Source organism: Enteractinococcus fodinae (assembly GCF_031458395.1).
Classification (GTDB): Bacteria; Actinomycetota; Actinomycetes; order Actinomycetales; family Micrococcaceae; genus Yaniella; species Yaniella fodinae.
In genome coordinates, this window is record NZ_JAVDYJ010000001.1 from 800,562 (window position 1) to 823,120 (window position 22,559).

General features: G+C 58.5%; 25 protein-coding genes. 15 read left to right on the plus strand and 10 right to left on the minus strand.

Annotated elements, in window-relative coordinates:
* Position 1 precedes the first annotated feature (1 nt).
* The 5 genes from tsaE to J2S62_RS03835 all read left to right on the plus strand — a co-directional run bounded on the left by tsaE (position 2) and on the right by J2S62_RS03835 (position 4,309).
* Positions 2-496, plus strand: coding sequence for a tRNA (adenosine(37)-N6)-threonylcarbamoyltransferase complex ATPase subunit type 1 TsaE (gene tsaE, locus J2S62_RS03815; protein WP_310171577.1), 495 nt, complete (start codon positions 2-4; stop codon positions 494-496).
* Positions 493-1,167, plus strand: coding sequence for a tRNA (adenosine(37)-N6)-threonylcarbamoyltransferase complex dimerization subunit type 1 TsaB (tsaB, locus tag J2S62_RS03820; RefSeq protein WP_310171580.1), 675 nt, complete (start codon positions 493-495; stop codon positions 1,165-1,167). Before tsaE ends, tsaB begins: the two co-directional genes overlap by 4 nt.
* The gene (locus J2S62_RS03825) at positions 1,164-1,694 is read left to right on the plus strand and encodes a GNAT family N-acetyltransferase (protein ID WP_310171582.1); all 531 of its coding nucleotides are present in this window, start codon (positions 1,164-1,166) and stop codon (positions 1,692-1,694) included. The genes tsaB and J2S62_RS03825 overlap by 4 nt, the downstream gene beginning before the upstream one ends.
* 1 nt (position 1,695) lies before the next feature.
* Positions 1,696-2,769, plus strand: a complete 1,074-nt coding sequence (gene tsaD, locus J2S62_RS03830) for a tRNA (adenosine(37)-N6)-threonylcarbamoyltransferase complex transferase subunit TsaD (RefSeq protein ID WP_310171584.1) — start codon at positions 1,696-1,698, stop codon at positions 2,767-2,769.
* Positions 2,770-2,884: 115 nt separating this feature from the next.
* A complete protein-coding gene (locus tag J2S62_RS03835) occupies positions 2,885-4,309 on the plus strand; it encodes a sodium/glutamate symporter (RefSeq protein ID WP_310171586.1) in 1,425 nt (474 codons plus the stop codon).
* A gap of 2 nt (positions 4,310-4,311) precedes the next feature.
* Here J2S62_RS03835 and J2S62_RS03840 read toward each other — a convergent pair whose 3' ends face one another.
* Positions 4,312-5,472: a glutamate--cysteine ligase gene (locus tag J2S62_RS03840; RefSeq protein WP_310171588.1), complete on the minus strand. Its 1,161-nt coding sequence runs from the start codon at positions 5,470-5,472 to the stop codon at positions 4,312-4,314.
* Positions 5,473-5,903: 431 nt separating this feature from the next.
* Between J2S62_RS03840 and J2S62_RS03845 the strand changes: the two genes are divergently transcribed.
* From J2S62_RS03845 to J2S62_RS03870, 6 genes are all read left to right on the plus strand, one after another.
* Positions 5,904-6,914, plus strand: coding sequence for a siderophore ABC transporter substrate-binding protein (locus J2S62_RS03845; RefSeq protein WP_310171590.1), 1,011 nt, complete (start codon positions 5,904-5,906; stop codon positions 6,912-6,914).
* 104 nt (positions 6,915-7,018) lie between these two features.
* Positions 7,019-7,942: an ABC transporter permease gene (locus J2S62_RS03850; protein WP_310175704.1), complete on the plus strand. Its 924-nt coding sequence runs from the start codon at positions 7,019-7,021 to the stop codon at positions 7,940-7,942.
* On the plus strand, positions 7,935-8,960 hold the full coding sequence (locus tag J2S62_RS03855; protein WP_310171592.1) for an iron chelate uptake ABC transporter family permease subunit: 1,026 nt from the start codon (positions 7,935-7,937) through the stop codon (positions 8,958-8,960). Before J2S62_RS03850 ends, J2S62_RS03855 begins: the two co-directional genes overlap by 8 nt.
* Complete coding sequence (locus J2S62_RS03860) at positions 8,957-9,712, plus strand: iron ABC transporter ATP-binding protein (RefSeq protein WP_310171594.1); 756 nt, start codon at positions 8,957-8,959, stop codon at positions 9,710-9,712. Before J2S62_RS03855 ends, J2S62_RS03860 begins: the two co-directional genes overlap by 4 nt.
* Positions 9,713-9,844: 132 nt before the next feature.
* Positions 9,845-10,210 (plus strand): hypothetical protein, encoded by a 366-nt coding sequence (locus tag J2S62_RS03865; protein ID WP_310171596.1) that lies wholly within the window; start codon positions 9,845-9,847, stop codon positions 10,208-10,210.
* 61 nt (positions 10,211-10,271) lie between these two features.
* Entirely contained in the window at positions 10,272-10,886 is a 615-nt protein-coding gene (locus J2S62_RS03870) for a class I SAM-dependent methyltransferase (protein WP_310171599.1), read from the plus strand.
* Here J2S62_RS03870 and J2S62_RS03875 read toward each other — a convergent pair.
* The 6 genes from J2S62_RS03875 to arsB all read right to left on the minus strand — a co-directional run bounded on the left by J2S62_RS03875 (position 10,883) and on the right by arsB (position 16,073).
* A complete protein-coding gene (locus tag J2S62_RS03875) occupies positions 10,883-11,098 on the minus strand; it encodes a CDGSH iron-sulfur domain-containing protein (protein WP_310171601.1) in 216 nt (71 codons plus the stop codon). The genes J2S62_RS03870 and J2S62_RS03875 overlap by 4 nt on opposite strands.
* Positions 11,095-12,045 carry an iron-containing redox enzyme family protein gene (locus tag J2S62_RS03880; RefSeq protein WP_310171604.1) on the minus strand — a complete coding sequence of 317 codons (951 nt, stop codon included), beginning with the start codon at positions 12,043-12,045 and terminating at the stop codon, positions 11,095-11,097. The genes J2S62_RS03875 and J2S62_RS03880 overlap by 4 nt, the downstream gene beginning before the upstream one ends.
* Positions 12,046-12,180: 135 nt before the next feature.
* Positions 12,181-13,149: an arsenic resistance protein gene (locus J2S62_RS03885; RefSeq protein WP_310171606.1), complete on the minus strand. Its 969-nt coding sequence runs from the start codon at positions 13,147-13,149 to the stop codon at positions 12,181-12,183.
* Between the two features lie 16 nt (positions 13,150-13,165).
* Positions 13,166-14,497, minus strand: coding sequence for an FAD-dependent oxidoreductase (locus J2S62_RS03890; protein WP_310171609.1), 1,332 nt, complete (start codon positions 14,495-14,497; stop codon positions 13,166-13,168).
* A 32-nt stretch (positions 14,498-14,529) separates the two neighbouring features.
* On the minus strand, positions 14,530-14,964 hold the full coding sequence (locus J2S62_RS03895) for an arsenate reductase ArsC (RefSeq protein ID WP_310171612.1): 435 nt from the start codon (positions 14,962-14,964) through the stop codon (positions 14,530-14,532).
* The gene (gene arsB, locus J2S62_RS03900; RefSeq protein WP_310175706.1) at positions 14,961-16,073 is read right to left on the minus strand and encodes an ACR3 family arsenite efflux transporter; all 1,113 of its coding nucleotides are present in this window, start codon (positions 16,071-16,073) and stop codon (positions 14,961-14,963) included. Before arsB ends, J2S62_RS03895 begins: the two co-directional genes overlap by 4 nt.
* 135 nt (positions 16,074-16,208) lie before the next feature.
* Here arsB and J2S62_RS03905 point away from each other — a divergent pair, with 135 nt between their 5' ends.
* On the plus strand, positions 16,209-16,556 hold the full coding sequence (locus tag J2S62_RS03905) for an ArsR/SmtB family transcription factor (RefSeq protein ID WP_310171615.1): 348 nt from the start codon (positions 16,209-16,211) through the stop codon (positions 16,554-16,556).
* A gap of 62 nt (positions 16,557-16,618) precedes the next feature.
* Here J2S62_RS03905 and J2S62_RS03910 read toward each other — a convergent pair whose 3' ends face one another.
* Genes J2S62_RS03910 through J2S62_RS03920 form a run of 3 tightly spaced genes read right to left on the minus strand, consistent with a single transcriptional unit; the run spans position 16,619 to position 19,717 of the window.
* Positions 16,619-17,911 carry a THUMP-like domain-containing protein gene (locus J2S62_RS03910; protein ID WP_310171618.1) on the minus strand — a complete coding sequence of 431 codons (1,293 nt, stop codon included), beginning with the start codon at positions 17,909-17,911 and terminating at the stop codon, positions 16,619-16,621.
* 19 nt (positions 17,912-17,930) lie between these two features.
* Entirely contained in the window at positions 17,931-19,193 is a 1,263-nt protein-coding gene (locus J2S62_RS03915) for an MFS transporter (RefSeq protein ID WP_310171620.1), read from the minus strand.
* A gap of 23 nt (positions 19,194-19,216) precedes the next feature.
* Positions 19,217-19,717 carry a MarR family winged helix-turn-helix transcriptional regulator gene (locus J2S62_RS03920; RefSeq protein ID WP_310171623.1) on the minus strand — a complete coding sequence of 167 codons (501 nt, stop codon included), beginning with the start codon at positions 19,715-19,717 and terminating at the stop codon, positions 19,217-19,219.
* Positions 19,718-19,934: 217 nt separating this feature from the next.
* Here J2S62_RS03920 and groES point away from each other — a divergent pair, with 217 nt between their 5' ends.
* From groES to J2S62_RS03935, 3 genes are all read left to right on the plus strand, one after another.
* Positions 19,935-20,231 (plus strand): co-chaperone GroES, encoded by a 297-nt coding sequence (gene groES / locus J2S62_RS03925; protein WP_310171625.1) that lies wholly within the window; start codon positions 19,935-19,937, stop codon positions 20,229-20,231.
* 50 nt (positions 20,232-20,281) lie between these two features.
* Positions 20,282-21,874, plus strand: a complete 1,593-nt coding sequence (gene groL, locus J2S62_RS03930; RefSeq protein ID WP_310171627.1) for a chaperonin GroEL — start codon at positions 20,282-20,284, stop codon at positions 21,872-21,874.
* 206 nt (positions 21,875-22,080) lie between these two features.
* Positions 22,081-22,503 carry an organic hydroperoxide resistance protein gene (locus J2S62_RS03935; RefSeq protein WP_310171628.1) on the plus strand — a complete coding sequence of 141 codons (423 nt, stop codon included), beginning with the start codon at positions 22,081-22,083 and terminating at the stop codon, positions 22,501-22,503.
* Positions 22,504-22,559 lie beyond the last annotated feature (56 nt).

The following is a 22,559-nucleotide window of genomic DNA, read 5'->3' on the forward strand; positions in this document are numbered from 1 at the left end:
CATGCAACAACGTTATGAACTCGCCGACCTCGCCGATACCCAAGCACTTGCCACCCGGGTCGCCGCTCAGCTGCGCGCCGGCGATGTCATTATCCTCACCGGCGATCTGGGGGCCGGCAAAACCACCTTCACCCAGGCCATGGCGAAAGCCCTGGGGATCACCGCACCGATTACTTCGCCCACCTTTGTGTTAGCCCGTCACCACAACCATCCGGCGGATGGGCTCAATCTGGTCCACGTCGACGCGTACCGCATCACCGGCGCCGACGAGTTGGCCAGTCTCGATTTGGAAACGTGGCTGACCGACTCGGTGGTGGTCATCGAATGGGGACGCGGCACCGCCGAAGACCTGACCGACTCCTACCTTGATATCGAGCTGATCCGCCCCGGAGCTTCCACCGACGAATTGGTCACCGACTTTTCCGACGACGAGGTCGATGAATCCCGCAGCGCGATTCTGACCGGCTACGGACCGCGCTGGGAAGGACAACTATGAGTACCACGTATTTAGCCATGGACACCTCGGCGACTGCCTCGGCGGCAGTCTACCGCGACGGCCAAACCATTGCCCACCGGGCAACCGACTCGCACCGCAACCACTCGGAGGTCCTGGCCGGATTCATCACCGAGGTCCTGGCAGAAGCGGGCCTGGACCCCCACAACCCGCAAGCTCTCGATGGGATCTTCGTGGGTGTCGGACCGGGGCCGTTCACCGGACTACGAGCAGGCATTATTACCGCCCAAACCCTGGCGCACACCTGGCAGGTCCCGGTCTACGGGGTGCTCAGCCATGATGGGTTGGCCCACCGTGTGGCACCTGCAGCCTTCCGCATCGGGGCCGAAGAATTCATCGTGGCCACTGACGCCCGACGCAAAGAGGTCTACTGGGCCCACTACGACAACATTGGCGGTCAACCCCAGCGACTGCACGGACCTTTCGTGACCGACCCGCAAGACGTGACCAAACTGCCGGTCTACGGTGCCGGAGCTGGACTGTACCCCGAGGTCCTGCATGGCATGACCGGGTATACCGATGCGGTCCCAGACGCCGCCGATATCGCCGCGTTCGGCAGCCTTGCGCTGCGCCGCGGGAGCGAACTCTTACCCGTCGAACCACAATATTTACGTGGTCACGATGCCCAGATCCCCAAAAACCTGCGCCCATGACCATCCCCGAACCCCTCGTGCTGCCCACCGGCTACACGCAACGAGCCTGGACCGCCGCAGATGTGGCACCCGTGGCCGAGCTGGACGCGACAGTGTTTGGTCCCGACGCCTGGTCCCTGGACATCTTCACCGCCGAATACCAAGCCTCAGTACATAAGAACCCCGACCGGTTCTACCAGGTGATCACCCACCGAGGCGTTATCGTTGGTTTTGCGGGGCTGCTCTATGGGCCACCGTTTGCCGACATCACCACCATTGGCGTCCACCCGGACCACACCGGCAAAAAGCTCGGAGCCACATTACTGCTCTGGCTCATCCGCACCGCCCACGAGCTGGGAGCCGAGGACCTCTTATTAGAAGTTCGAGCAGATAACACCGTGGCCCAACAGCTTTATGCCGACAACGGATTCACCCACATCCACACGCGCCCCCGGTATTATCCTGGCGGTATCGACGCCTGGGTGATGCGCAAACGGCTGCGCGAACCCGGCCCATCCACAGCCACCGCGCTGTCCAGTAAGGAGTAACATGACAGGCCCCATCGTGGTAGGCATTGAAACCTCGTGCGACGAAACCGGTGTCGGCATTGTGTCCGGGACGAAACTCTTGGCCCATCAGGTCGCTTCCTCTATGGACGACCACGTGGCCTTCGGGGGTGTGATCCCAGAAATCGCAGCGCGTGCCCACGTCACGGAATTCCTGCCCGTCCTCAACGCTGCTCTCGACGAAGCGCAGCTCGACTTGGCTGATATTGATGCCATCGCTGTGACCGCCGGACCGGGTCTGGCCGGGGCACTGATGGTCGGTGTCGCCGGGGCCAAAGCGCTCGCGGTCGCCACCGGCAAACCCCTCTACGGCATCAATCACCTCATCGCGCATATCGGGGTGGGTTACCTCGATGATGTTGCCGCTGATCTGGGCAACAGCAGCCAACTTGGGGCGTTACTGGTATCCGGCGGGCACACCGAAATGCTCAAGATCAACTCCCTGACCTCCGACGTGGAATTACTTGGCAGTACCATTGATGATGCCGCCGGTGAAGCCTACGACAAGGTCGCGCGGCTCATCGGGGCAGGCTATCCGGGTGGTCCCGCCATCGACAAGATGGCCAAGGAAGGCGACCCGCAGGCCTTCCGTTTTCCGCGCGGGTTGAGCGCACCCAAAAACATGGGTACCCCAGAAACCCCTGGCAAAGACCGCTATAACTGGTCGTTTTCTGGTTTGAAAACCGCCGTCTCCCGGGCCGTGGAACAGTACCACCTGCGTGACCTGCCCGTCCCAGCCAATGACATTGCCGCTTCCTTCCAGGAAGCGGTGGCAGATGTGATTACCAAAAAGACTGTGCTGGCGGCCTCCGAGCACGGTATCGACCACATTCTGCTGGGCGGGGGAGTGGCTGCGAACTCTCGACTCCGGCAACTGCTGACCGAAAGAACCCACGCTGCAGGTATCGGCTTGACCATCCCGCCCTTGAACCTGTGCACCGATAACGGCGCGATGGTCGCAGCGCTTGGCGCTCAATTGGTGGCTGACGGAGTCTCCCCATCGGATTTGCAATTTTCTGCGGACCCAACGCAACACGTCGGCATTGTGAGTGTCTGACCTCAATCCGTGTCTGACGAGCTCTAAAGATTGCGGTAGGCGGTAGTGAACTGGTAGATCTCATACCGTACCCGTCAGCGGTGTGTCGAACACGCCCGGATGAAAGGTCCCTCGTATGTCGCCTACAACTGTTGCGCTGGCCATTTTATTACTGGGTGTCTTGGCACTGGTGGGCATCGCGGTGCGTGCCTACAGCAAAACCGCACAAAAACTCTTCCTCCCGGTCTCACTGATCGCAGGATTTATTGCCCTGATTGTCGGCCCGCAAGTTCTGGGTCGTTTGGGTGGTTGGCTCGGCTGGGACGGTCTCACCGAAGGCGGGCTTTTCGGGGCTGAGGTGATGTCCGTCTGGTCGGAAATCCCCGGCCTGCTGATCAGTGTGGTCTTCGCTGCCCTATTTCTTGGCAGCGCCATCCCTTCGCCCAAACGGGCAGTGACCTTGCTCGGGCCCCAATTATCTTTGGGCTTCACGTTTGCCTCCGGCCAATATGTCATCGGCATGCTGCTGGCCGTATTAATCCTCGTGCCGCTGTTTAATGTCAGCCCGATGTTCGGTGCTCTGATCGAGATCGGCTTCGAAGGCGGTCACGGTACGGCGGCCGGGATGGCACCGGTCATGACCGAGTTGGGCTTCGAAGAAGGCGGCGACCTCGCATTAGTGATGGCGACCGTTGGCATCCTATCCGGCGTGATTGTTGGCGTGATTGCGGTCAACTGGGCGGCCCGGCGAGGCCATTCAGAGACCCTGGATGTGAAATCGAATCAAGATCCTGAAATTGCCCAAGGCTTCTATCACCGGGACCAGCCTTCCGGCGGGGCGCAGACCGTTCGCTCAGAGTCGCTGGACACGTTGACGTTGCACATCGGTATCATTGCCGTGGCGATCATCATTGGTCAAGGAATCTTGTCTGGCTTGCAGGCTGTCGAGCAGTGGCTGTGGGCCGATAGCATCGAGATCTTCGCCTACGTCCCACTGTTTCCACTTGCCATGCTGGGCGGCGTAATCATTCAGTTAGTTGCGGATAAAACCGGCCTGGCCAACTTGATCGACCGCGGCACCATGGAGCGTATCCAAGGCCTGGCACTGGATACCCTGATCATCGCCGCTTTGGCCACGTTGTCCTTGGACGCTATCGCCAACAACATCGGCCCATTTGCCATCCTGGCGATTGCCGGTATTGCCTGGAACGTGTTTGTGTTGTTCTTCCTGGCTCCCCGCTTTATCCAAAGTTACTGGTTCGAACGCGGTATCGCCGACTTCGGTCAGTCCATGGGTGTCACCGCCACCGGGCTATTGTTGCTGCGCATGGCCGATCCCAAACAAGAAAGTCCCGCGTATGAAGCCTTTGGCTATAAACAGCTAGCGTTTGAGCCCTTCTTTGGTGGCGGGCTCGTGACGGCGGCATCGATACCCTTAATCGTGCAGCTTGGGCCCTACCCGCTGCTGATCGTGATGGCCGTGGTGCTGGTCGGGTCGATTCTCACCGGCTTGTTCTACTTCGGGAAACGCGACACCTTCGTCGTCAAGAGCATGCGGTAACGCTAGCGCCAGGTCCGTAATGACTGGCCGGTCTCGGCTGCTGAATCCAGCACCAGAGCGGCCAGTTTTTCCTGGCTTACCCGATGTCCAAACGTCGATTGCGTCTGTGCACGCTGACGGGCCGCAGACGTGTCCGACCGGATCATGTCTTCAACCCAACTCAGTTCGCGAGCGCACTTGAGTTCGGCTGCAATGGGCTCCAACCGGTTCAGGGTCTGGTCGAGATGTTGAGTTACCGGCAACTGGGTGCCCGCCGTATCGATAATGATGTCGGCTTCAAGTCCGTACCGGGCCGCGCGCCACTTATTTTCTTGCACGAACCACGGCGGCAAGATATCAATCTCTCTGACCGCGTCCGCGTCGCCTCCGACGGCCTCATGGACTAAGCACTGCGTGAGGGCTGTGATAGCTCCAACCTGTTGTAAGGTGGCCACTCCGTCACAGACCCGTTGTTCGACGGTGCCAAAGCGCGGAACCGGCCGAATATCCCATCGCACCTCTGTGACATCATCGACCACGCCCACGTTGAAGAGGTCTCCCACGACGTGTTCGTACTCCGACCACTGATGAAATTGGAAGGGCAGACCGGTGGTGGGCAGCTGTTGGAATATTAGGGTGCGCTGTGATGCGTAACCGGTGTCGTAGCCACCCCAGTAGGGGCTTGAGGCACTTAGGGCCAGCATATGTGGGTAATACTGAATGAGGTAGTTCACCGCGGGCATCGCTTTGGCGACATGATCCAACCCGATATGGGCATGCACACCGTAGATCAGCATCTGATAGGCCCAGTACTGCGTTTTATCGAGTAACTTTTGGTAGCGCTGACCCGACGAAATGCGTTCGTCTAACCCGAACGCAAAGGGGTGGGTCCCCTGGGAGAACAATGCCATATCGTCGGTATCGATCAGCTCCAAGATGTGGCGTCCGGCGGAGGCGAGTTGATCGAGGCCCTCGTCAACGGTGTTGCACACGCCGGTGACGAGTTCCAAGGTGTTGAGCATAAATTCGCCCACAATTTGATATGGCTCATCCGAGGGCAGTTTCAGTTGTGCCAAGATATCGTCACTGACGTTGCGTAACTCTCCGGTGTCGGCGTCGACAAGCCCCAGCTCCCATTCAATACCAATGCTGGACTGAGCTGATTTTGCAAAATCTAAACGCACCGTGAAGCCTCCTGTATATCTCCACTTCATCGTACCGGGCGGCAGTGTGGGAACGTAGCGTCTGCTGATCTGAGACTCCGGGACGTTTCCCCAGAAATTCCTGGGAGTCTGTTGGTACTTCTTCGACGCGCACAAAACTTAGCCGATAATGAACTTACCAACAGGCGCAACCGGACTTTGGCATGAAATCGGTACGAATTGCACAGGCCGACGGATAGATGGGTCCAGTTTCTGAGCTTTATTTAAAGTTTTTCTGGCCGCAAATGGCGGCTTTCTGCGGTTTACATCAGTAGTGTGATCTGGATAACGTCATTCCGCCTTGCGCTAATTCAGGAAGGCTCACTAAACTGATGCGAAGTTAGCTTAGGCTGACCTAACTGCCTAAGGGTGCTAACGTATTATCTTACTCTGTCATTTTTGGAGACTGTAACGTGAAAACAATTGGATTGACGCGCACTCGTGTAGCCGCTCTCTTTGCCATCGGAGCGCTGGGACTTAGTGCTTGCGGTTCCCCGGACGCTGATAGCGCCGAAGACACCAACGGCGGTGGCGATGATGCCGCGACCGTTGAAGTGACGGACATGGCTGGAACCGAGCACACTGTGCCTGCGGAGCCGTCCTCGGTCGTTGCCACCGACAACCGGCTCTTTCGCACGCTAGCCGAGTGGGACGTTGAACTCTCCGCCGCACCGGTAGATCTCATGCCCGCAAACATGGAGGTCCTGGAGAAATACACCCAGGACGAAGAGCTGCTCAACATCGGTAACCACCGTGAACCAGACATGGAGATGGTGACCGCCGCGCAACCAGACCTGGTCATCAATGGCCAGCGTTTCACACAACACAGCGAAGCCATCGCCAGCGCTGTCGAAGACGGAGTGCCAATCGTCAACACCGACCTCGACACAGAGTCGGGCACCATTGACCAAGAATTCCGCGACCAAATGACGCTACTAGGGGAGGTCTTCGGGGAACAAGACCAAGCTTCGGAATTAATCGCAGACTTCGATGAAGCATTAGAACGCGCCCAAGAAGCCTACGATCCCGACGTCTCAGTCTCCGGGCTGATCACCTCAGGTGGCGACATTAACTACTCAGCGCCAACTACCGGGCGTGCCATTGGCCCGCTGTATGACATTCTTGAGTTGACCCCCGCACTCGAGGACGATGGCTCAAACGTCGACACCGGTGATGACATCTCCGTTGAGGCCATTGCCTCGGCGAATCCAGAATTTCTCATCGTGATGGACCGTGACGCAGCCGTGGGTGACGGTACTTCGGCAGGCGCGAAAGAGCTCATCGAAGAATCAGAAGCCTTGCAGAACGTGCCGGCGGTTGAAAACGATAACATCTACTACATGCCAGCAGACTTCTACGTCGCTGAGGATATCCAGAACTACACTCTCGTCCTCAACGAGCTGGCTGATATGTGGTCGGAATAATCTAAAGGCTTTGCGTGACTAAACTTTCTCAATCCCGCCCCGGTGGGCTCGCGACTGTAGCGGGTGTATCGCAAAAACCCGGAGTCTGGTCACGCACTTGGCCGTTGCTGATCGGGCTGATGGTCACCATCAGCCTGGTCGTAGCATCACTATTTATCGGGGTCTATGACCTCAACTCCGAGGGCGGACGCGAGATGTTTTTCATCACTCGCGTCCCCCGCACCCTGGCCCTGATTCTTGCCGGGGCCTCAATGGCAGTGGTCGGTCTGATTATGCAGCTGATGACCCAAAACCGCTTCGTGGAACCCTCCACCACCGGGACCATTGAATGGGCCGGGCTAGGGCTCATCCTCACCTATATCTTCTTTCCGCAACCGTCACTGTTTTTGCGGATGGTCGTTGCCATTATCTTCGCGATGATCGGCACCATCATTTTCTTCGCCTTCCTACAGCGTGTGGCCCTGAAGTCTTCACTGGTCGTACCCATCGTTGGGCTCATGCTTGGTGCCGTGGTCGGTGCCGTCTCAACCTTTGTGGCGCTGCAAACCGATATGCTGCAAAACCTTGGCATCTGGTTTGCGGGCTCCTTCACCGGCGTGACCCGGGGACGATACGAGCTGCTGTGGATCGTTGCAGCCACCACCATCCTGGTGTATTTCATCGCCGACCGATTCACTGTCGCCGGCCTTGGCCAAGAAATTGCCACCTCGGTGGGCCTGAATTACCGGGCCGTCATGATTGTCGGTATTTCGATCGTGGCCGTGACCACCGGTGTGGTCTCCGTGGTGGTGGGGGCCTTGCCCTTCCTGGGGCTGGTCGTCCCCAACCTGGTGTCCATGTTCCGCGGCGATAACCTCCGATCAAACCTGCCCTGGGTGGTGATGGTCGGCATTGTGGTGATCACCCTGACCGATATCATCGGCAGAACTCTCATCATGCCTTTCGAAATTCCGGTCTCGATGATCCTGGGCGTGCTCGGTGCCACCGTCTTTGTGTACCTCATCGTACGGAAGGGGCGCCGTGGCTAATTCACCTGCCATCGACACCGTGACCACATCGAACTTCGTCGATACAAAACATCGGCGCCGCTGGTGGGTCTCGATGATCGTGCTCATCGTCGCCGCAATCGCGTTGACCATCGGCACCATTGTCTACGGCAATCCGATGCCCTTTGGCTCTGACGGATTCTGGAAAATTGCCGAATCACGCGTGACCTCGGTCCTGGTGATTGCCGTGGTGGCCCTGGCTCACTCCTTTGCCACCGTTGCCTTCCACACGGTGACAGCCAACCGGATTGTCACCCCGTCGATCTTAGGTTTCGAAGCGCTCTACGGGCTGATCAATACCGCCGCGGTCTTCATCTTTGGGGCCGCAGGAGCCGCACTGACGCGCGGGATTGTGTCGTATTTCTTCCAGGTCATCGTCATGGTGGCGTTTGCGACCCTGCTGTACTCCTGGTTGTTGGGGTCAAAGTTCGCCAACGTGCACACCATGCTGCTGGTGGGGGTCGTGATCGGCGCCGGGCTGGCCTCACTGACCACCTTTATGCAACGCATGCTGGACCCCAATGAATTCGATATCCTCACCGCGCGGTTGATGGGCAACATTTCCAATGCCAGCACCGAGTATTTGCCCTATGCGATCCCCATCGTGGTGATTGTCGGGATCTGGTTGTGGGCCAATGCCCGCCGACTCGATACGCTATCCCTGGGGTCCGCGGTTTCTACCAACCTGGGACTCAACCACCGCCACGAGCTGATCAAGGTGCTCGTTGCGGTCTCCATCTTGATGGCCATGACCACCTCGTTAGTCGGCCCCATGACCTTCTTGGGCTTCCTGGTCGCCACGATGGCATATTCGATCGCGGATACCTACAGCCACCGGGCGATCTTCCCGATAGCGTTTCTGCTCGGTTATGTCTTACTAACCGGCGCATATTTTGTCTTGCGGCATATTTTTTACGCCCAGGGTGCGGTTACCATCATTGTCGAGCTGATCGGTGGGCTAGTATTTCTAATCGTCATCATGCGGAAGGGACGGCTATGATAACCCTCGAAAATGTTACAAAAACGTACTCGGGAGAAACCACCATCGGTCCCATCAACGTGGAGATCCCCTCGGGCGGTATCACCTCACTGGTGGGCCCCAACGGTGCTGGTAAATCCACCGTACTGACCATGATGGGGCGTCTGATGACCCCCGATTCCGGCTCCATTACCGTCGGCGGGCTCGACGTGGCTCAAGCCAAGTCCAATGATGTCGCCAAGAAGCTGGCCATCCTGCGACAGGAAAACCACTTTGTGACTCGCCTGACCGTCCGCCAGCTGATCGGTTTCGGCCGTTACCCGCACTCCAAGGGCCGCCTGACGGTCGACGATGAACGCCACATCAACGAAGCCCTTGAATTTCTCAACCTGACGGCACTGCAAGACCGCTATCTCGATGAGCTCTCTGGCGGACAACGCCAACGCGCCTACGTCGCCATGGTGCTGGCTCAAGATACCGAATACGTCTTCCTCGACGAGCCCCTGAACAACCTAGACATGAGCCACTCAGTGCAGATGATGCGTCAGCTGCGAGCGGCCGCCGATGAGTTAGGCCGCACCGTTATCGTGGTCATGCACGACATCAACTTCGCCTCACGCTACTCAGATAACATCTTGGCGATGAACGACGGCCAGGTCACCCACTTCGACACCTGCGCCGACACCATGAAATCCTCGGTGCTCACCGAAATCTTTGGCACCTCGGTTCGTATCATCGACGACGTTGACGGTCCGCTAGCCGTGTACTTCTAGCTCGCGCCACCTGGCCGGCCCGGCAACGTCCCGGGCTGAAAAACCTCCCTTGATAGGCGCGGTTACAGCCCGGCACGGGTGTCGTTTCTGCTACGCTGTGTAGAAGAAAATGTCAGCGTTTTAAGGAGCGGTATGCCCCGTCTGACCATTGGCCTTGGTGGCGTCCTGATCATCCTTGGTGTCATCGCGTACATCGCCACCGCATTCGCTAGCTGGACCGCACTGATCCCGGCCGTGCTCGGAGCCGTCATTTTAATCTGCGGGCTCGTGGGGCTCAAGAATGCGCGAGTCGGCACGATCATCGCCTTGATCGTAGCCGTGCTCGGTATCCTCGGCACCAGCATGAATGTCATGGAACTCGGCGCGCTCGTTGCAGGAGAAGCAGAGCGTCCTGCCGCGGTGATTACCAGCGCGATCACGTTCGTCCTGCTGATTATCTATGTGATCTTCGGTGTTCGGGCGCTCGTGACCACTCGCAAGAACGCAGTCGAGGCGTGAGCCCCAAAGACGCCGCACGCCGAACCACGCGTGCCGCGGAGAGATCCATCGAGGTGTGCTAGTGCAGGAACAGCAACTGACGTTTCACGGACTCACCATCAGGTACAACAGCGACGTGCTGGAACCACGCCCCTGGACTGCCGCACAGTCTGCCTGGGCAGCGGACCTGTTGAGCGATACACCCCCGGGACCGGTGCTGGAGTTATGTGCCGGGGTCGGCCACATTGGGTTGGGCGCGATCCGGGACTCCTCGCGCCACCTTGTGATGGTTGACTTCAGCCCGGTTGCTCAACGCTTCGCCGAGGAAAACGCCGCGGCCAATGGGCTGGCCTCGCAAGTGGAGTTTCGGTTGGCCCGGATCGAAGAGGCGCTTGGTGCCGATGAACGTTTCGGCCTGATCATTGCGGACCCGCCCTGGGTGCCGTCGACCGATACCTTGAAATTCCCGGCCGACCCGTTGACGTCAATTGACGGTGGTGATGACGGACTGGACCTCGCCCGTACGTGCGTGGACCTGATCGATCAGCACCTGACCGAGACCGGTTCAGCATTGCTGCAGTTAGGCAACAGCACCCAAGTAAAACGCATTGCTGCGCATGCCGCAGAGTTGGGTTCGGTCACCGTGGGAGAGACCCGCTCATTCGATACTGGCGTGATCGTTCACCTGACTCGCTAATCAGTCGATGGGCGTATGCGTAAGAACTTATGGGTGCCGTCGCACCACGGTTTGATCTGTGATTTCCCACAGCGGCACACCGCACTGACAGGACGTGTGGTCTGGTGCTCAGTGCCGTCTTCATCTTGGACCACGTGATCGCCGCGCAAGAGCATCGGACCACCCGGGCACAGAATAATGTCCGGGTGATCTGAGTTGGATGCCTGACTCATGCTGACCACGCCGCTAACATCCGCTTGGCGTAGCGATCCTCGAGATCCATGCTGGTCCACGCGCCGAAGAACACATCTTCGCGCAGCTCAGGCTCTTCGTCGAGCAGCGCCCCGCAGATCGTCCGAACCGCGAGCTGCTCGTGGACGGCATCTGCTTCCACATGCTCGGTGTAGTACTCGATCATCTCGGCAGGGAAGCCGAGCCTATCCAGACCCTGTGCAATCCGTCGGGACGGGACCGAGCTGGTCGCTTCGAACGCAGCGAGGAAGCCCAAGGAGGCTGCACGAAGCCGACGGTTGAGCCCAAACAGTGACATCGTATTGTTCTGTTCTAATACTTCTACGGGCGCTTCATCAATATAAGCGCCATATGCCGCATCTAATCCGCTGGCTTCTAACCCTTCCGCAAACAACGTAGCGTGCAAGCGGTTCGGATCGCCTGCCCCGTATTCGTCGTATTGCAGTTCTACTACCGCCGCCTTCACCGGGTCAGACAACCGCGGGATCACCCAGGTGGTGTGGTCGGATTCTTTGAGATGGTAGATCGATTTGTGACGTAAGAACTCGTGAACTTGGTCTTTGGATGCTGACCGGTGTACGTGGCTCGCCAACGATGGGCCATCGTGATCGGCGATAAAGTCGAAAAATGTCGCTGAAAATGCTTCCGGAGTTTCCGGTACAGGTAGCTGCGGCGTGCGAGAGCGCAGCGTGCGTTCAAGATCGGCTTCGAGTCGCCGGCGCACCCCGATCAGGTTCGGGTCCCATTCCAGCTCGTCGCAAACATCCTCGAAGCCCCGGTGGTGGAGTTCATATAACACCCAGAGCGCTAGCTGGGCGTCCTCGGTGTCACTGGGATCCGGGGCGTCTGCGAGGTGAGTGGTAGTTGCTGAGCGCAGCGCGTCGAAGAGGGCTTCGGTCAACGGGCCGCGAGGGTTAGGAAGCAACATGTATGCACCCCGCGCCGGCCATCGGTTGGCGCTTCACAATGCACATACAGGTCCTCATTTCATGATTGCGGCTCGTGTCCAAATCACTAGTTAATCTAGCATTGGAGAGCGCTGTCAAGGCTTGACAGAATTGTCTTATCGCACAGTGGCTCGGTCCGGGATGATCCGTGGAATGAGGCGCACGTAGATGACCATCCCGATCAGCTCGACCAGTGTTTGGGTGACTACTACCACGGCGACGAGGGCCAGCGAGTCTGGTAGTGCCAGGGCTAAGGGTAAAACCACCAGTGAGTTGCGCGTTGCTCCAGAAAACACGGTGGCTCGAGTCGTGGCGGTGTCTTGTGTGAAGACTCGGCCGGTGAGCACCCCGAGTGGGATCATGACCATTAGGAACAGGACGTACAGCGGGATGACTCGCAGCAGTTGGTCCAGTTCGATTCTGACCGCGTCGATTTGGGAGGCGACCACGACTGCCAGGGTCAGCATGACTAGGGGCACCATCAGCGTCTCAAAGCTGCGCATGACGCGTTGCGCCAGCCGGGCACGAGCCGCCAAGAATTGCGTGGCGGCGGCGAGCACCAGCGGGACCACGATCAGCAAACCAAACGCCTCAACGAATGGGCCGATGTCGATGACATCAACTAGTTCGGGCCCGACAAACAGCCCCAGGTATACGGGTAGCAGTAGCATTTGGCCCAGCATTAGGAGAGGTGCTGCTGCCAGGAGTCGTTCATGGGCTGCCCCGGCCAGCCCAGAGAAGACTATGACGTAGTCAATACACGGGGTGAGGAGTACGAACAACACTCCCAGCGATAACGCAGGATGATCGGCAACGAAACGCGACAGGGCAAATACCACCACTGGCACGATGACAAAGTTCAGCACCACCAGCCCAGCCAGAAAGCGGCCCTCGTAAACCACCTGCCCCAACCGGGTCAGCGGAATACTCAAAAATGTTGCATAAAGCAGCAACCTCAACACCGGAGTGATGGCTATCTCTAACCCGGCAGCAGGCGTTGGGGCGAGCAACCCGAATCCTGCCCCGGCCAGCAGAGCGATCAGGTAGAGCGGAATCTGCCGGTCTTCGAGCCAAGTACTTAGCAACGGTCAGGGTCATCCTTTAGGGTGAGGAACAGCAGCCGGTGGCACTTAGCGGCAATGCTACGGGTGCTTCCTGCAGGGTAGCAGGTTGTCCGAAATTCGCGCTGCACACTCCGGTTTCAGGCAGGTCCAAGTGCACGTCGTCGGCTGCGGCGCGGTCACCTGCCAGGGCTGCCGCGATCGAGCGGACCTGTTCGTAGCCGGTAGCCAACAAAAAGGTTGGAGCACGCCCGTAACTTTTCATCCCGACAAGATAGAACCCGGGTTCGGGATGCGCCAGGACCCGTTCACCGTGCGGTTTGACGGACCCGCAGGAGTGAAACTCCGGATCGATCAATGGTCCCAATTGCCGTGGCGCTTCGACTGCTGGGTCCAGTTCAAGACGTAATTCGGACAGCATGTTGAGGTCTGGACGGAACCCAGTAGCAGGCACAAGTACGTCGACGGCAAGTTGCGTTGGGCCACCAACGGTATCCGCAAACACCGTCAGTCCGGTGGGCGTGCTGTCGAAACTCTGGATCATGAATTGGGTGTGCAGGTTGATCACCCCGGACTCGACCAGTCGTCGGAGACGGGTGCCCAAAGCTCCGCGAGCGGCAAGTTCATCATGTGCTTCGCCGCCGTAGACTTTCGTGACCTCGTTGCCACGTATCGCCCAGCTGATCCGGGTGCCCGGTGCCTGGTCAGCCACATCGGCTAGGTCAAGCAGGGTGTTCGCTGCGGAGTGGCCAGCCCCGACCACCAGGACGTGGCGATGAGCAAAGCGGTCCCGTTCAGGCCCATGGACGTCAGGCAAGGGATGGGAAATCAGCCCGTGAGCTCTGGCCAGGTCCTCGCCCGGTGTCGGCAGACCAGACTGGCCCAGCGGATTGGGCTGATGCCATGTCCCGGACGCATCCAGCACGCTACGTGCCAGCAGATCTTCAATGTGTCCATCGGAAGAACGGACCCGGACGACCAGGGGAGTATCGGCTCTGCTGGTGCTGCGTGTCTTATCAATCCCTGACCTGGAAACGGCAAGTACTTGGGTGCGAGTCCGTACCACCTCGCCTAGGGCTTCGGCCAATGGGAACAAGTATTCCTGCACGAGCTCGTGACCGGTGGGAAGCTGGTCCGGGTCCGGGGCCTGCCATGTGCTGGATTCCAACAGGCGTCGGGCGGCGTCGTCGATGTTGTAGCGCCAGGGGGAAAATAATCGGGTGTGACCCCACTGGCGGACGGCTGCCCCAACCGTCGGACCGGCCTCCAGTACCAGCGGTTGCTGTCCGCGCTCGTGTAAGTGCGCGGCGGCGGCTAAGCCGACCGGACCAGCACCGATAATGATAACTGGCAGTTCTGTGTCGTGCGGCATGCGGGCATTCCTTCGTCAGGGCGTGCGAGGGCTTAGCGGGGGTTTTCCGGTGTGGTGTGTAGCAGGTCGGTGATGAGTCGTTGAATACGAGCCTTGATATCGTCTCGGATGGCTCGCACTGCCTCGATGTCTTGACCGGCAGGGTCATCCAGGTCCCAGTCCTCGTACCGTTTGCCGGGATAGATTGGGCACGTGTCCCCACAGCCCATCGTGATGACCACATCCGCGGCTTGCACAGCGGTGTTCGTCAGTACCTGCGGGGTAGCTGCGGTGATATCGATGCCTTCTTCAGCCATCGCCTCAATGGCCACCGGGTTGAGCTGATCGGCGGGCTCCGACCCGGCAGAACCTACGGTGATCTGATCCCCGGCCAGGTGGCGAAGGTATCCGGCGGCCATCTGGGAGCGTCCGGCGTTATGGACGCAGACAAATAAGACAGTGGGCTGGTTAATATGTTCGGTGGTCACGACGAGACTCCTGTGGTAGTACGGTTTGGTTGGTCGGATGCGGCGGAAGCGTGGTGCTGGGGGACCGGGACGGTGGGGTCACCGGGGAACCAGCGACGGCCCAACCACAACGCCACATACACCAGGCCGACCAGTACCGGTACTTCGATCAGTGGACCCACAACACCGGCCAGTGCCTGACCCGAGGTGATGCCAAAGGTGCCGATAGCCACTGCGATCGCCAGCTCAAAATTGTTACCCGAGGCGGTAAACGCCACGGAGGTGGACTTGGCATAGTTCAACCCGACCAACTTCGAGGCGAAGAAGCTGACCACGAACATCAGCACGAAATACAACAGCAGTGGTACGGCCATGCGGGCCACGTCCAACGGTTGGGCAATAATAGCTTCACCTTGGAAGGAAAAGAGCAGGACCACCGTGAACAGCAGACCGTAGAGCGCCCAGGGACCGATCTTCGGTAGGAAAGTGGTCTCGTACCAGTCGCGGCCCTTAGCTTTTTCACCCAGGGTTCGGGTGAGGAATCCTGCCAGCAGGGGGATGCCCAAAAACACCAGTACTGAAGTCACGATGGCGCCAAGGGAGAATTCCGCCGAGGTGGTTTCGAGTCCCAGCCACGAGGGCAGCGCTTGTAAATAGAACCAGCCCAGCGCGCCGTAGGCCACCACTTGGAAGACCGAGTTAATCGCAACCAGCACTGCAGCAGCCTCACGATCTCCGCAGGCCATATCGTTCCAAATAAAGACCATAGCGATGCAGCGGGCCAGGCCCACAATGATCAGCCCGGTCCGGTATTCGGGCAGGTCGGGTAAGAACACCCAGGCCAGTACGAACATGAACAGTGGCCCCAAGACCCAGTTCAAGATCAGTGACAACACGATAAGTTTTCGGTCGCCGGTGATGCGTTGGGTTTCGTTGTACCGCACTTTTGCCAACACCGGGTACATCATCACGAGTAACCCCACGGCGATCGGGATGGAAATCCCACCGATGGTCATAGCGTCCAAGACGTGGTTGAGGCCCGGCAGGAAATGTCCCAACGCCAAGCCCAGCCCCATGGCTGCCAATATCCAGACTGCTAACCAGCGGTCCAGAAAGGACATCTTCTGCATCACTGGTGCCTGAGCAGTCTGAACTGCTTTGTTTCTACCGTGGGGCATGCTCGCCTCAACCTCATATCGACGGGTATCAATCCGTCAGCTGACACTACCCTGACGTATAGATGTCCGTCAATGTAAGATGGCGGTATGACTGCCACTGGAAACCAGATCGATTTGAGCCGCGTCGAGTGCTGCTCTCTAACCGAGGGGCCCATCGAAGCAGACCAAGCGCAACGCCTGGCTGCCATGTTCAAAGCGCTCGCAGACCCCACCCGGTTACGTCTGCTGTCGCATGTGACCGCGCAAGGCTGCCAGGATGTGTGTGCATGCGATCTCACCGAGGAGCTGCAGATTACGCAGCCGACGGTCAGTCATCACATGAAAAAGCTCGTCGACGCTGGTCTGGTGACTCGTGAGCAGCGAGGCAAATGGGCCCACTATAGTGTGGTGCCCGGAGCGTTGGAGGAGCTGCGCGAGCTGCTCAATCTGAGCTAGAGTTTCCCAATCTAGCCGCACCTGCCATGACGTTGGGCGAATGAAGGTCAAGGAAGTGGTGGTTAGATGGGTTCGACCACAATCGCGTACCGCGCGTCTCCCACACGGGTCAGGACGATGGTGAGGTGCTTACCGGATGCGGGTTTTTTCGTGTTGAGCCCCTGCATTAACGTGCGCCGCAACTCCTCGGGCGATGCATCTAGGCCGCGCTTCTTAATATCCAGTCGGGTGACGCCTTGTTCTTTAATGTAACGCCGCAACGCTTTGATCTTGTACGGCAACACTTCGATGATCCGATATCCGGTGGCGAAGGGCGTCTGCTTGGCCACGTCCGAACAAAAGTAAGCAATGTGTTCATCTAATTGCCGGCCGGCAGCAGCATCGGTGGGATCACCATCCATGAAATGTTCGACCATCAAATCTGTGACCAGGCCCGCCCGGATAACCGCGCCGTCGGGTTCATACAGATACCCAGTAGCACCCTCAATACCACTGACCGGAACTTGCGGGGAGTGTCCGAAGTCTGTTGGCGAGGTGAGTTCGGCAGCGCCGAGGCCATGAATGACCAGCGCAGCTCGACGCACATCCGAGCGCTGGGCCATATTGAACCACAACACCGCCTCGACCACATTGCCGTGTAGTGATACCCATTGCGCTTCAGCGGTGTCAGGCACAACATCATGGGCTAATGCCGGGCCGAGCTTGACGCCTAAGGCATACCCCACATCGGCCAGGTCTTCGACAAACGACAGGGGAGGGGAGAATGCTTCGGGATCAAAAATCCGCACGGTTCCCTGCGATGAAGTCTTTCGCCGTGCCGGATCCAGCCAGTAGCCACGCGTGGTGTCGGTAGCGACGGGGTTGTCCTGAACCCACTGGGTGGCATCGGCCACTTCGACTTTGGCGTGTGGAAAAGCCATCAGGTTGATGGTCGTAGCGGCTGCTGTGGTCTCGTCAATCTCGACAGCGGTGACCGGAATATCAAGGCCAGCAATCGCTAAGGCATCAGCTCCCAGGCCAGAACCCAGATCGATCACTTCATCCACGCCGGCGCGAGCGAAACGCCGGGCATGGTGGGCGGCCACTTTCAGCGGGGTGGCCTGCTGGAGTCCGGCGTCGGTAAAGAGCATCTGATCGACAAAAGGCCCAAACTTTGCTTCCGCGGCTGTTCGTAATTTCAGCTGGGTCAACACCGAGCTCACCACGGTCGGCTGGTGGCCCTCGGCGCGCAATCGTTCAGACAGTTTGAGCGGCTCCATCGTGGAGTAATCGCCGCTGCGCCATAATTCATTGAGAAGCCGATAACCCTCCGGTGTGAGGACGCCGGCGAGTTCGGAAGCAGTTGTATCAGACACGCTACCCAGCGTACCCGGTTCATGCTCCCGGTGAGCGAGTATGGGTCGGCACCGAACCGGCTGCCCGGCTGAAGATCCTGCCGCGTTGGCGCTGTGCGGCAGAGAAGACCCGATAGCCGCCCACGATGATGCAGGCTGCGAGCACTAGGACAAGGAGACTGCCCCAAAACGGGCCCGGTGCTCCCCACAGGGCGATCAGGGGCGCTGAGACAAGAGGAAAGATGGCGCCGCCTAAAAAGCGGAGCGCTGAGAACGACGAAGACGCAATGTTATGTGGCAGTGATGTCGCATTGAGCGCAGCTTCAGTAAAGAGCGTATTCGTGACACCCTGTAAGCCGCCCATCAGTATGATCCCAACAATCACGATCGTCAGGTTATGGATGTTGAGGGCCAATACCAGCATCCCACTTGCCATGAGGGCCAGACCGGTCAGGATGGCGGGGATGAGTCCGAGATAGCGGCTCATGAGCCTGGGGAGCACGAGCGAAAAAATAGCTAAGGCGCTACCCCAGCCAAAAAAGACGAGTCCAAGGGTGAGCGATGAGTGCTCTGCACCGGAGGCCTTTGCTGCCCCGGCCAGTGCGTGTGGGGCATAGGCCAAGACACAGATGACCGTGAAATTCGCACAGAGGGAGGCTGCTGACCAGACGAGCAGGGGGCGACGTCGAAGGACGCTGAACCCGACAGAGATGGGCATGTCGTCGGGTTTGGGGAGGGGTTTGACAAAGATTGCGATTGTGGTCGCGGCAAGTGCCGTCAGCAAGGCGGTTCCGAGGAAGGGTGCTCGCCAGGAGATCGTGCCCAAGGTGCCTCCCACGAGCGGGCCCAGAGCCATTCCCATACCAAGCGCGGCCTCGTACAAGATAATGGCAGCGGCGGAGCCACCGTTGGCTGCGCCAACAATACCCGCCAGTGCCATGGTGAAAAACAGTGCGTTGCCGAAACCCCAGCCAGCGCGAAGTCCAATGATCTGACCGATCGTATCTGACAGCCCGGAAATGCCAGCAAAAATAATGATGAGTACCAGCCCGGAGACGAGTGTGGCTTTGATGCCGATCCTCGTCGAAATGAAGCCCGCAAAAAACATGGTGCCGGCCGTGACCAGCAAGGATGAGGTAAAAAGCAGCATCGATTCAAAGGCGGACGCCTGGAGTTCGTTTGCGATGGTGGGCAAGATGGGGGAGACCAGACCGATGCCGACAAAGGACACTGCAGTGGCAAACGTAATGGCCCACACGCTGGCGGGTTGTGCTAAAAACTTTCCGGCTGTCCTGCTGGACATGAGTGATCAGCTGCTTTCGTGGGTTAGGCGTTTCCTGTCAGATCGTCGGTGAGGGAATTGAGTAAATCGACTGCGCGCTCAATAGCGGAGTATTCCTCGACTGACAGGGCTTCAAGTTTGGGCTGTAAGACGGTGGCAACTTGCTGGCGATACTCGTCAAGGAGCTGCCGGCCGGTCTCAGTCAGTACGACCAGTTGAGCCCGTGCATCGGCGGGGTCCTCGTGGCGCACTACGAGTCCGTCTTCTTCGAGGCGGTTCACCGCAGAAGTCATTGCCGGCTGCGAGATGGATTCGTAGGCCGCCATGCGTGAGATGCGCTGCGGACCGTGGCGTTCGATGTACCCTAGCGCGCGCATTGAGACGGCCGAAATTGGAATGTCAGAAGCCTGGGTGACCACGCGGGCGAAGCGCGAAGCCGATGCCAGGATTTGATTAGCTAGTGGCTGCTGCGGCGTACTTGCCTGGGCCTTGGCGGTCGCTGAGTGTTCTGGGGGATCTGCCAGGGGATCAGGCGTGGAATACATAAAGAGATTATATAAACGCCCTATGTGAATGTGCAATGGATCACGGGATTAGCACTCTATTTGACCAAGTGCTAATCCGGTAATACAGTTGGGAATTGGCACCCGCATGCTGCGAGTGCTAAAAGCCTTTAGGTTCCAGCCATCCGGCACCCGCGACGACGGGTGGCTTGCCCGGCATAATCAGAATATTTACCTTTTACATTAGTAGGAGAGATTCATGGCTGTCTCCATCAAGCCTCTTGAGGACCGCATCGTAGTTGAACCACTGGCCGCCGAGCAGACCACTGCTTCCGGTTTGGTTATCCCAGATACCGCACAGGAAAAACCACAAGAAGGAAAAGTCGTAGCAGTCGGCCCAGGCCGCGTTGCTGATAACGGCGAACGCATCTCCGTTGATGTTTCCGAAGGCGACGTTGTGTTGTTCTCCAAATACGGCGGCACCGAAGTGAAATACAGCGGCCAGGAGTACCTGGTCCTGTCTGCTCGTGACGTGCTGGCTGTCATCGAAAAATAAGTCTGCCCCGTCAGTAACCATTTTTCGAACCGAACCATAAAGGAGCACAGTTGGCTAAACAGCTGCTATTCAGAGACGATGCTCGTCGCGCACTGCAGGCCGGTGTGGACAAGCTGGCTGACACCGTAAAAGTCACCCTTGGTCCAAAAGGCCGCAACGTTGTCCTCGATAAATCATGGGGCGCCCCAAACATCACCAACGACGGCGTGACCATTGCACGCGAAGTCGAACTGGAAGACCCCTATGAAAACATGGGTGCCCAGCTGGCAAAAGAAGTTGCCACCAAAACTCAAGACATCGCCGGTGACGGCACCACGACCGCAACCGTTCTTGCCCAGGCTCTGGTCAATGAGGGTCTGCGTCTGGTAGCTGCCGGTGCAGCACCCGGAGAAGTCAAAAAAGGTGTCGAAGCTGCCGTAGAAGTACTGCAGGAACGCTTGTTGGAAAACGCCGTAGAAGTATCCGGTGACATGGTTGCCCACGTGGCCGCCATTTCCTCGGGTGAAACCGAAATCGGCGAACTGCTGGCCAAGGCATTCGACACCGTCGGTGTCAACGGTGTTATCACCGTTGAAGAATCCTCGACCACTGACACCGAACTGGAAATCACCGAAGGTATGGAATTCGACAAGGGTTACCTGTCGCCATACATGGTCACTGACGCGGAGCGTCAGGAAGCCGTGCTGGAAGATCCATACATTCTGCTGACCCAGTCCAAGATCTCCAACGTCCAGGATTTCTTGCCACTGCTGGAAAAAGTCCTGCAGGAAAAGAAACCACTGTTCATCATTGCCGAAGATGTCGACGGCGAAGCCCTGTCGACCCTGGTTGTGAACAAACTGCGCGGTACCCTCAACGCAGTTGCCGTCAAAGCCCCTGGCTTCGGTGACCGCCGCAAAGCCATGCTCCAGGATATTGCCACCCTGACCGGTGCACAGGTCGTCTCAGAAGACCTGGGCATGAAACTGGATCAGGTTGGTCTGGAAGTGCTGGGTAGCGCACGTCGCGTAACCGTCACCAAGGAAGCCACCACCATTGTGGATGGCGCCGGTGAAGCCCAGGACGTTGCTGACCGTGTTTCGCAGATCCGTTCCGAGATCGAAGCCACCGACTCCGACTGGGATCGTGAAAAACTCCAGGAACGTCTGGCCAAACTGGCCGGTGGCGTTTCGGTCATCAAAGTTGGCGCTGCCACCGAGGTTGAGCTCAAAGAGCGCAAGGGTCGCATCGAAGATGCGGTCTCTTCAACCCGTGCAGCACTGGAAGAAGGCATCGTTGCCGGTGGCGGTACCGCCCTGATCAACGCTGCTGCCGCCCTTGATGAAGCCGATTCTTTGAAGAATCTGCCATCAGACCAAGCTTCCGGCGTCAACGTTGTGCGCCGCGCCATCGTTCAGCCAACCCGCTGGATCGCCCTGAACGCTGGCGAAGACGGCTCCGTCGTTGTTTCCCGCGTAGCCGATCTGAAGCCAAACGAAGGCTACAACGCCGCAACCGGTGAATACGGCAACCTCGTGGATGCCGGCATCATCGACCCGGTCAAGGTGACCCGTTCGGCCCTGGCCAACGCCGCCTCGATCGCCGGTATGGTGCTCACCACCGAAACCCTGGTCGCAGACCAGGTCGAAGACGAAGAAGACTAAGCTCTTCCACGCTTCACCCAAGACCTCCATCCCAGCTTCGGGATGGAGGTCTTGTGCATTAAGAACCAGATAAGCACCTGTGAAATGTCTGTCACGCGTGCTCATTCCTAGACACTGAGGACCCAAATGACGATGCTGGGAGATGGGTCGCCAGTCATTCGGCACCTGAACTGAAGCAACGCAGCTTCGATGAGAGGAGCACATGTATGAAGACACCTGAAAAGATCGCATACACCGCAAAAGCTGAGATCACCGGTGGCCGTGACGGCCGTGGAACGACCGATGACGGTATGGTTGATGTCGACCTACGCGCGCCGAAGGAACAAGGCGGACCTGGCGGCGGCGCCAACCCCGAGCAACTCTTTGCCGTCGGTTACGGCGCCTGCTTCCGCAGCGCATTAGGTCTGGCCGGTAAAGAATTCGACGTCGATACGAGTGACGCTGTCGTCTACTCGGAAGTCGGCATTGGTAAAGAAGGCGAAAGCTTCGGCCTATCCGTCGAGTTGAAGGTTGAAATTCCGGGCGTTGAACAGCAAACCGCACAGCAGGTCGCGGAACGCACGCACGAATTGTGCCCCTATTCGAAGGCAGTTCGGGGCAACATCCCCGTAAAAATCACCGCGATCTAAGCATCGCACGTGACGCGCATGCCCCGGCACACCATCGTCGGGACATGCGCGGCGCT